This is a genomic window from Kiritimatiellia bacterium (genome assembly GCA_025054615.1).
GTDB lineage: Bacteria > Verrucomicrobiota > Kiritimatiellia > CAIVKH01 > CAIVKH01 > JANWZO01.
This window is the reverse complement of sequence record JANWZO010000009.1, coordinates 92,063-102,143: the sequence shown is the minus strand read 5'-3', so window position 1 is coordinate 102,143 and position 10,081 is coordinate 92,063. Positions and strand designations below refer to the sequence as shown.

General features: G+C 60.4%; 9 protein-coding genes. 2 read left to right on the top strand and 7 right to left on the bottom strand.

Annotation, left to right across the window (positions count from 1 at the left end):
• The 4 genes from NZ740_05975 to NZ740_05960 form a co-directional block, all read right to left on the bottom strand.
• On the bottom strand, window positions 1–186 hold a 186-nt coding region (locus NZ740_05975), incomplete at its 3' end, for a crossover junction endodeoxyribonuclease RuvC (protein ID MCS6771556.1).
• Window positions 187–203: 17 nt separating this feature from the next.
• A complete protein-coding gene (locus NZ740_05970; GenBank protein MCS6771555.1) occupies window positions 204–956 on the bottom strand; it encodes a YebC/PmpR family DNA-binding transcriptional regulator in 753 nt (250 codons plus the stop codon).
• Between the two features lie 28 nt (window positions 957–984).
• Window positions 985–3,021 (bottom strand): elongation factor G, encoded by a 2,037-nt coding sequence (gene fusA / locus NZ740_05965; GenBank protein ID MCS6771554.1) that lies wholly within the window; start codon window positions 3,019–3,021, stop codon window positions 985–987.
• A 99-nt stretch (window positions 3,022–3,120) separates the two neighbouring features.
• Window positions 3,121–3,684: a hypothetical protein gene (locus NZ740_05960; GenBank protein MCS6771553.1), complete on the bottom strand. Its 564-nt coding sequence runs from the start codon at window positions 3,682–3,684 to the stop codon at window positions 3,121–3,123.
• Between the two features lie 42 nt (window positions 3,685–3,726).
• Between NZ740_05960 and NZ740_05955 the strand changes: the two genes are divergently transcribed.
• Both NZ740_05955 and NZ740_05950 read left to right on the top strand, forming a co-directional pair.
• Window positions 3,727–4,701, top strand: coding sequence for a hypothetical protein (locus tag NZ740_05955; GenBank protein MCS6771552.1), 975 nt, complete (start codon window positions 3,727–3,729; stop codon window positions 4,699–4,701).
• Window positions 4,702–4,721: 20 nt separating this feature from the next.
• On the top strand, window positions 4,722–6,131 hold the full coding sequence (locus NZ740_05950; protein ID MCS6771551.1) for a CCA tRNA nucleotidyltransferase: 1,410 nt from the start codon (window positions 4,722–4,724) through the stop codon (window positions 6,129–6,131).
• On the opposite strand, the gene NZ740_05945 is transcribed toward NZ740_05950, so the two are convergent.
• Genes NZ740_05945 through clpX form a run of 3 tightly spaced genes read right to left on the bottom strand, consistent with a single transcriptional unit; the run spans window position 6,028 to window position 10,080 of the window.
• Window positions 6,028–7,308: an O-antigen ligase family protein gene (locus NZ740_05945; protein MCS6771550.1), complete on the bottom strand. Its 1,281-nt coding sequence runs from the start codon at window positions 7,306–7,308 to the stop codon at window positions 6,028–6,030. The genes NZ740_05950 and NZ740_05945 overlap by 104 nt on opposite strands.
• Window positions 7,305–8,870, bottom strand: coding sequence for a bifunctional metallophosphatase/5'-nucleotidase (locus NZ740_05940; protein MCS6771549.1), 1,566 nt, complete (start codon window positions 8,868–8,870; stop codon window positions 7,305–7,307). Before NZ740_05940 ends, NZ740_05945 begins: the two co-directional genes overlap by 4 nt.
• Window positions 8,830–10,080, bottom strand: a complete 1,251-nt coding sequence (clpX, locus tag NZ740_05935; GenBank protein ID MCS6771548.1) for an ATP-dependent Clp protease ATP-binding subunit ClpX — start codon at window positions 10,078–10,080, stop codon at window positions 8,830–8,832. Before clpX ends, NZ740_05940 begins: the two co-directional genes overlap by 41 nt.
• Window position 10,081 lies beyond the last annotated feature (1 nt).

The following is a 10,081-nucleotide window of genomic DNA, read 5'->3' as shown; positions in this document are numbered from 1 at the left end:
GTCCGGGGCATAGCGCTTCAACAGCCCCGCCAGTCCCTCAAAGAGGCCAAGGAGACAAGCCGACCGCGATTTTGTCGTCGGAAATGCAAGCGTGGCGGCTTCGACAAGCTCCATCCGGTTGCCGTGAACCTCGATGATTCCGGCGCCCGTCGATCGAAGAGAGGTGTCAATGCCGATGATCCGCACCGGCCGGGCCGCTCCGTTCAGCCCTGCGCCCTCGCCATCACGTCGTCGGCGATGTCGAAATTGGCATACACGTTCTGCACGTCGTCCATTTCTTCCAACGCCTCGATGAACGTAAGAATCTGCCGGGCCTTGTCCGGGTCAGTGACCGGCAGGGTGGTCTCAGGCAACATGGTGATTTCGCTGGTTTCCGGCTTGATCCCCGCCGCATTCAGGGCATCGCTGACGGCGCCAAACCGGGCGGGCTCACAAATCACCTCAAACATCTCGCCATCCCGCTTCACATCGTCCGCGCCGGCCTCCAGCGCGATTTCAAGCAGCCGGTCCTCGCTGACGTTGGCGGCGGCGATAGTGAAATAGCCTCGGCGCCTGAAATTTCGGAGCACCGACCCCGACCCGGCCAGACTGCCGCCGTGCTTGCTGAACACGTTTCGCACCTCCGATGCCGTCCGGTTTCGGTTGTCGGACAGGGTGTGGACCACGATTGAAATGCCGCCGGGCCCGTACCCCTCGTAATAGATTTCCTCAAGCGCCTGCCCTTCCAATTCGCCCGTGCCTCGTTTGATAGCGCGCTCAATGTTATCGGCAGGCATGTTGACGCCACGCGCCTTCTGAATCAGCGCCCGCAGCGTGATGTTCGCAGCCGGATCACCGCCCCCGTGGCGGGCGGCGACCATGATTTCCTTCGCGATTTTGCTGAAAATCCGGCCCTTGGCGGCATCCGCCGCCGCCTTCCGATGCTTGATGTTTGCCCATTTGCTATGACCGGCCATGATACGGAACTGATACGAGGATTATCTTTTACTCTTCGGCTTCCGCTTGTTTGTTCTTTTGCGCCTCAGCAATCACTTTCTGCGCGATGTGCGTCGGAACCACGTCGTACCGGGCAAATGAAGCCTCGAACGAGCCCTCTCCCCGGGTCAGGCTGCGCAGTTCCGCGGAATAGCGGAACATCTCCGCCTGCGGAATCTCGGCCTCAATGATTTGAAAACCACCCTCTGCGCTCACGTTCAGAATCCGACCGCGCTTGTGGTTGAGATCGCCGGTGACATCGCCCATGTATCGGTCCGGCACCGTGATTTTAACGTTCATGATCGGCTCGAGCAACACGGGCTTCGCCTTCAGCATGCCATCGGTAAATGCGCGAGCGGCGGCGATTTTGAACGAGATTTCCGAAGAGTCCACTTCATGATGCGAACCGTCGTAAATCGTGATCTTCGTGTTCACAACCGGCGCGCCGGCGAGCACGCCGCGCGACATCCCCTCGAGCAATCCCTTCTGAATGGCCGGCAGAAAATTCCTTGGCACGTTGGTGCCCACCAGAGCATCGACAAACCACTCCGTCTCGCCCGGGGCCATGGGCTCAAGTCGGATGTACACCTCGCCGTACTGACCGCGGCCGCCGGTCTGCTTCTTATGTTTGTAATGCCCTTCCGCCCGAGCGGTAATCGTTTCGCGATAGGCGACCTTGGGCGTCGAAAGCGTCACGTCGACATTGCTGCGCTTTTTCATCCGACTCACAGCGATGTCGAGGTGGATGTCTCCCATCCCGGCCAGGATCAGTTCCTTCGTTTCCATGTTCCGCTCGACCTTCAGCGTCGGGTCTTCCTCCGCGATCCGCTGAAGTCCGATGCCAATTTTGTCGTCATCGCCGGAAGTCTTGGGAACCACGGCCACGGACATCACCGGTTGGGGAAACTCGATGGAGGGAAGTCGAAAGACCTGACCGGGCGAGGTCAGGGTGTCACCCGTTTGCGTCACCTTCAGCTTGGGCAGCGCGACGATGTCTCCGGCATGGGCCTCCGTCACGGAGACGTCCTTTTTGCCGTTGACGACATGGACGAAGCCAATTCGCTCTTTCTGACCCTTGTTGACGTTGAAGAGTTCGGAGTCGGATTTGAGCGTCCCGCCAAAGATTCGCAGAAAGGACATCTGGCCCACATACGGATCGTTCACGGTCCGCCACACCTGTGCGGCAAGTGGCGCCTCCGGTGACGGATCAATGCCGCGGCCCTCGGCGTCCTTTCGTTCGATTTCCAGCGGCGACGGGAAGAGGTGGTACAACTCCTCCAGCAATTCACTGATGCCGATGCCTTGCAGCGGCTCCGCCTCAAATACCGGAACCAAGTGGCCGCGACGGATCGCGACCCGGAGTCCGCCGACCAGTTCATCGTGGGAAAGATGCTCGCCGCCGAGGTATTTTTCAAGCAGCGCGTCGTCCTCTTCCGCCGCGTCCTCTTCGAGGACACTCATGGCTTGTTCGGCGTCGTCTTTCAATTCGGAGGGGATCTGTCCCTCAATGATGTCGACAATTTGGTGGCGATCTCCTGTGGGCAGCTCAATCGGTACACATTTGCGACCCCACAGATCTTGGATGCGGGAGAGCGTGGTTTTGAAATCCACGTTTTCCTTGTCAAGTCCGGTGATGACGATGCCGCGGGGCATGCCGAGAGCTTCAAGACGGCGCCAAGCGCGAGTGGTGCCCACCTGAATTCCGGAGGCGGCGTCAATCACGAGCAAGGCAGCGTCCGCCGCAGCCAGGGCGGCAATTTGCTGACCGACAAAATCTGCGTAGCCGGGGGTGTCGATGAAAACGAAATGAACGGGCTTCCCATCTTTTGCCTGATATCGGACGGAAAAGGGTTTTGCCCACACGGTGATTTTCCGTTCCTTCTCTTCATCGCTCCAATCGGCCGCGCTTGTGCCCGCGGCGGGTGAACCGAGCCGATCCGACGCCCCTAGTTTGAACAACAGGGCGTCGATGAGAGTGGTTTTCCCGCTTCCAGTGTGGCCGACAAAGACGATGTTTCGGGTTTGCGATACGGGCACGTCTTTCATGTCATGCGCTCTCCGCTCCGACCGTCACGGCGGATCCGCCAGTCGCGACCGGATGGGATTTGATAGCGCAGCTTCTCGCGCGAGGGCAACGACAATTCGTTAGTGGTCGCCGGCGGCGGCCATTCGCCAGAGTTCGCGCAGCTCGCCTTCGCTAGCCGCTCCCTGTACCACTTTTTTGGGCAATCCCTCGGCATCGACCAAAATGTAACTGGGCAGAGCGCGAGGATTTCCGATCGCGGAAAGGAGCGGCGCGGTTGCCTCCACAATCGGGAAGCCGGCCCCGAGATCCGATGCAAGGCGAACAGGGTCCTCCTCCGGGGCTACGGCCGCCAGGAGGCCGACCAAAACCACGCCCTCCGCCTGTAGCCGGTTGAGCTTCGCGACGACCCGTTTCAGATCATAAGTTCCGGCTCCCAACAGGGCGAGAAGCGCCGGACGACCCCGAAGGTCTTCAATTCGGAATTCCCCTCCTCCGCCAGCGAGGTATCGGGCGCGGGGCGAATCCCGCCGGCCAAGTTCAACGGGCTTTGGCGACGATGGCGCGGCCGGAACCGATGGCGCCGCTGGCTCAGGTGGAGAGGCGGGCGGCGGCTTCACGTCGCAGCCAGCGGGCAAGAAAGTAATGAGCACAACCTGCGAAAACTTTTTGATATGACCGTTCATACCGGATAGTTTCAGGTTGTAAGTAGGTCGAGGGAAGAAAGCATGAGCAAGAACAAAAAGTGGTCCTCTCCAGGGTGGCCGTGGGAGCTCGACCTGTTATCCCTCATCTTTGTGGCCGTGGCGTTGATTGTTCCTTTCATGTATTTCGAGGCTGCGGGAAGCAATGAGGTCACACGGGCGCTGCGCGAGCAGCATCATACGCTCTGGGCAATCGGGATCGTCGTGCTCTTTGTGGTCCAACTGGCGATTGGCGGGGCGACGCTCGAACTGATTTCGACGCCAATCCTCCACCTGGTGGCGCCGCCAATATTTGCCGCTTTGGCCTATTACCGCTCCATCACCGTTTTGCAGGAGGCGAACATTCCCTCCGCGCTGGGTGGAACCGTACTCCACTACGCGCTCGTGCTGGCCGTTGCCATTGCTCTGACCCTTGCCGCCGCGCGGATTCGCACGGTGCGTTTCCTGAGACGTTTTCGGGACGTCCAATGGGACATCGTCCAAAAAGCCCCCTATGACGACACCTATTGGTCGCTGATTCCGGAATTCCAGCCCCTCGTCTATCCGCCCCGTTGCTACCGCGCGTGCAGTGAAGGGATCCTGATCGAAGGGCTGTTTTATGCCATGGCGATCCCATTTGAGATGTTTCAATCCCTCTCGCCCGCCGCCGGCCTGAGGCACGCAACGAATGGCCGATATATGGCCTCCTCGAGACGCAGCATCATTCGCATCGAGCTGCTCGATAATGCGGAGCCGTTGTTCATCTCGCCGGCGGACCGCCAATCTTTTCTTGCTTACTGTGCGGCACAGGTTTCGCGCCTTCGTCCAATATCTTCCGCGAAGGCAACTCACGCCGGGTCAGCCCGTGGGACACATGCGGGCACTGTGCGTGGAACTCGTGGGGCAACGGCGCACGGGACGCGTCACGGAACATCTCGAGGAACCCATTCGGGTCCGACGACTAATATAGGATCCGGGCCTGCCGTCCCAGTTCAAGACAACAACAAATCCAGAACCTGATTGCCTGCAAGAGTTGCCGGTTGACTGAGATCCCACTGCCCGCCGGAGTTTTTGATCCTTCAGCCATTCAAGTTGCCCGCCGTCTGACGGAGGCCGGACACATTGCCTATTTTGCGGGCGGCTGCGTGCGAAACGCCCTACTACGGCGCAATCCAGTCGACATCGACATCGCCACGAACGCCACTCCGGACGAAGTCGCGTGGATTTTTCCCGGGGCCCGATTCGTCGGAAAATCCTTCGGGGTCACCCTCGTGCCCGGCGGCGAAAAATGGTTCGAAGTTGCCACTTTTCGGCGCGATGTGGGAACTGCGGACGGGCGCCGGCCGTTGACTGTCGAATTTACAGGTCCGGAAGAGGATGCGCGCCGCCGTGATTTTACGATCAATGCCCTTTTTTATGACCCCGTGAGGGAACTCGTCATCGATTACGTCAACGGGCTGCAGGACCTGGACCAGCGAGTCGTACGGGCCGTCGGTGACCCACGGGCCCGTTTCCGCGAGGACTTCCTCCGCATGCTTCGCGCCATCCGATTCGCAAGCGTCCTGGAATTTGAAATCGACTCCCAAACGTTCGATGCCATCAAAGAAGCCGCCCCACATATCCTGCAGATCAGCGCGGAACGAATCTTTCAGGAATTGGACCGCATCTGGACCGAATCAGATAAGCCTGGTCGAGGGCTATACCTGCTGCGCGATTCCGGACTGCTTGAACACATCCTGCCCGAAGTGATGGCGATGAACGGCGTCGAACAGCCACCGGAGTTTCATCCCGAAGGAGACGTGTTTGTCCACACCGCGCTGGCTCTCAATGCGATGGAGGGTCGGGATTCCGTCCTTGCCTGGTCTGTCCTCCTTCACGACGTCGGAAAACCGCAAACGCAAATCCTGACGCCGGACGGGCAAATCCGATTCCCCGGCCATGCGAACGTTGGAGCCGAGATGGCAGACGCAATTCTTCGGCGCCTGCGCGCTTCCAATGAATTGCGTGAAGCGGTGATCCACCTGGTCAGGCATCACATGCGATTCGTTGATTGGCCGCGTATGAAAGCGTCCACGCGCCGGAAAATCGTGGCCCATCCGCTGTTCGAGAAGGAGCTTGCGCTCCACAAGGCCGATTGCCTCGCCAGCCACGGGCTACTCGACACGTGGGCCGCCGCGCGAGAAGAATTTGAACGATTCCGTGCCGAGCCCGCGCTGCCAAAGCCCTGGATTCGCGGTCGGGACCTTCTGGCGCTCGGTATCCCCGAGGGTCCGGAGCTCGGGTCATGGCTTCGGCTCGCCTATGATGCCCAGCTCGAGGGACGATTCGACGACCGGGAGTCGCTTGTCACCTGGTTGCGCGAGCAGCTAGCGAGCAACCGGCTTCCTCCGTCTGAGCCAGATGAACCCACAGCGCCGCCCCCAGCCCAGCCAGAAGATTCATCAGCATAAAGATCTCCGCGTCGCCAAAGTTGTATTCCACAACGCCGTTCGCGTGCACCGCCGCGAACGCGCACAACACACCTAGAGCGGGACCTCGGAGATCAGACGCCGCTCTAGCGGCGGCACGCGAAGCCCGGACCATCAGCGCCGCAGCGGAGCCCATCCACCACAGCCACGCGAGCAGCCCGAACCAGCCCGTTTCCAGACGAACATGAAGCACATTGTTGTGCAAATGGTTCAGCCGATTCTGGACCGGGGCGCCGCGGTCCAGCAGATCCTCATGGCGCACCGAACGCCATCCGATCCCCAACGGATAATCCCGGAATAGCGAGGGCGCCACGCGCACCCATAACGCCACACGGCCGCCGGCCTCCGGACTCAGTTCGTGCCGCAACTGGCCAAGCCGCTCCTGCACCATGGGAAATTGTAAAACCGCCGCGGCAATCACTGCCAAGATGGCCAGCATTCTCCAGCGCCGCGTCAAGAGCGCCATCCCCAGGAGTGCGATGAGCAGCGACGCCCAGGCCCCTCGCTTGAAATGAATGATCAGCGCCGCTGAGCAAAGAGCTGCGCTCACCGTCAGCAGGCGGGGCCGGAATGCCGGCGTACGCGCCAACCCGAGCGCCAGAGCGATACAAATCGCAGCGGCGTAGAATTGAGGATCACGCATGTTGCCGAACGAATAGAAGCTCGGGAAGGAGGATGTGCCACCGGCCGACAACGCCGCTTCATGGGCGTGCACGGCAATCCAATATTTTAGGGGAATCCTCACCAGGTCGTACGCCGCCTTCGCCGAACAGCCGATCAGAAACGCGCTTATCAACCTTCGAATAAGATCCGGCGCACTGAAACCGGCAGATCGTCCGGCGATCCAGGGCGCGGCAATCGCCGTTGCCGCCAGCAGCAATCGATCCATCTTGCGGAGCGCGGTGTCCGGACGAAGCCCGACGAACGCGCTGAACAGGGCGGCCGAAGCAAAGAGGAGGATTGGAAATGCCAGCCCGGCTCGCCGTACATCGGGGTCCAGTGAGCCGCGCGCCCAGGCCACGATTGTTACCACGGCGATCAGATAGGCCCACACCTGGCCTGCGGCGATCGAGATGGGCAATAGCGCCGCGTGGAGCAGAAACAACGCCTCGAGGGCCCGCCCAAGTGCCGTCGGGGCCCGCAACAACGAATCGGTCACTTCGCCTCCATCAATCGCTGCGGGTCGAGCGGCGAATGCTTATTGATGTAGTCCAAAACCGCCCGCCGGGTATCCACATCGAGCAAGCGCATTCGCGATTCCGGCCGCTCCGCGATCTCGCGCAACCGCCGAAACCGTCCACCGCCTGAAGCCACCACATAAGAGTTGACCGCGACGGCGAAGCGTTTCCGCGGATGGGGAAATGTCCCATCGGAAAGAACCAGGCGAACTGGAATAGGGGTCCCGTCATCCGAATTTGCCCACTCATAATTCGCGCCCCAGATGCCTAAGAAGGACATGGAGCCCTGCTGCACCGCATTTTCTCGCAGGATTTCGAGAATTTCCGCAGGGGTCAGGTGCATCAGCGCAATACGATTTTCAAACGGTACGATCCGCCAGACGTCCGCCATGCGAATCTCCCCCTCGGGCAGCGAGTGCTGCGACAGCGCGCCATGGAGGACGATCTGGGCGCCGGACGCCTCAGCGATCGCCCGGCTCAACAGGGCCTGGATCGGGGATCGCCCCGTGGCATCCGGCTTCCAATCAATTGGAGCAACTGCTTGTCCGACAGGCCGCTGGAGAAAATCCTCGGCTCTTCGAATTTCATCTGCAAAAACCCGTTCAAGCTCAGCGTCCGGCGGGATGTTCTCATCGACATCGTAGAGCCGGGCCGACTTTCGGACGATTCGCCGCTCGACCGTCTCGTATTCCAGGTCAACCCGCCCGAGCCAGATGCCAAAGTAGCCCGCCTGCGTATACAGCGTCTTCGGGTTGGGCCAGGCTTCCGGAACCGCCCGATGCGTGTGTGCGCCGAGAATGATGTCGAATTCAGGGAATTCCCGCGCAATGGCTCGAATTTCGTTTGCATGGTCATCGGCATCCGGTTTGATCCCCTGGTGGACGGCGAGCACCCAAATATCGGGCTGCTGTTCGCGGACCACCGGCATCACGCGCCGCAACGAATCAACTGATCGTTCGAACAGACAATCGCCCAGCATGTCGGGCGTGAACCAAAGCGGCATGCCCGGAGTGGTCAGCCCCACGATCGCAATACGAACGCCATCCACTTCGCGGATCAAGAACGGGCGAACTTTCGGGAGAGGGTGCGCGCGCCCTTTTCGCGGAACGATGTTGGCAGCGAGCATCGGAACGGCGGACAGGTCGTGCAGGGACTTCAAGGCCTCAAGGCCCCAGTCGAACTCATGGTTGCCGATCACCCATGCATCATAGTCCAGAACGTCAATCGCTCGAACCATGATCCGTCCGCGATCAAGCCAGCTCTCCGCGGAGCCTTGGAATAGGTCGCCACAATCGATCAGCAGGGTGTTCGCCGACTCCGCGCGGATCTGCCGGATCAGGGTCGCGCACCGCAGTAAACCTCCCACGTTCTTGCGTCCCGAATAATCCTCGGTCGGACGGATGGCACCGTGGAGATCCGTCGTGTGAAGGATCGTCACCCGGACGGGACGGGCGGCGGCGACCGCCACAGATGCGATCGCCAGCAGCAAGGCCAGGGCGCCGCTACGCAATCTTGAGCTGATCGTCCGGAAGCCCAAGGGCATGGCGGTGCCCGCTCACAACGCTTTTGGTAACTCGAAACTCCTTGAGCCCGTCCTTCGACGGCGCCTCATACATCACATCCAGCATGATGTGTTCCAGGATCGACCGCAAGCCACGCGCGCCGGTCTTTTTCTGCAGCGCGATTCGCGCCAGCTCCCGCAGCGCTGAGTCAGTGAATGAGAGTTCCACCCCGTCCATCGCGAGCAGCTTGGCATATTGCTTGGTCATGGCGTTTTTGGGTTCCGTCAGCACGCGAACGAGCTCGTCCTCGGTTAACTCGTGCAGCATTGCCACGACAGGCAGTCGGCCGATAAATTCCGGAATCAGCCCGAATTCGATCAGGTCTTCTGGCTCGACCCGGATCGATGGATCGGCCGATTCCGGAGCCGCTCCAAAACCCAGGGCCCCACGCCCGAGGCGCCGCTTGATGATCGCATCGAGGCCGATAAACGCTCCGCCGCAAATGAAGAGGATATTTTGTGTGTTAAGCTTGATGTATTCCTGCTGGGGATGCTTGCGCCCGCCCTGCGGCGGGATGTTCGCGATCGTGCCCTCCAGAATTTTGAGGAGGGCCTGTTGCACGCCCTCGCCGGAAACATCGCGAGTGATGGACGGATTGGCGCCGGTTTTTTTGGCAATCTTGTCGATCTCGTCGATGTATACGATGCCAATTTCAGCGCGCGGAATGTTGTAATCGGCCGCCTGTACAAGCCGCAGCAGGATGTTTTCCACGTCCTCCCCGACATATCCCGCCTCGGTCAAGGTCGTGGCGTCGGACATGCTGAACGGCACGTCCAGAATTCGGGCGAGCGTTTTGGCGAGCAGCGTCTTGCCGCTGCCCGTCGGCCCGATCAACAGGACGTTGCTCTTCTCGATCTCGACATCGGCATGCCTGCCGCTGGCCGGGTCGGACCGCGAATGGATCCGTTTGTAATGATTGTGGACGGCGACCGACAGGATCCTCTTGGCCGTTTCTTGCCCGATAACGTGCTCATCCAGCGCCATTTTGATTTCGTGCGGCTTCGGCACACGGAGAGGGGCATGGTTTGAGAGGCGCTCCGGCTTGGCGCCTCCGCGGTTGAGCAGCGAATGGCACAAAACCACGCAGTGATTGCAAATGTGAACGCCCGGCCCTGCAATCAAGCGTTCGACTTCGCTTTGCGGACGGCCGCAAAACGAGCATTTCGGTTGGTTATCGGAGCGGGTCGGCATG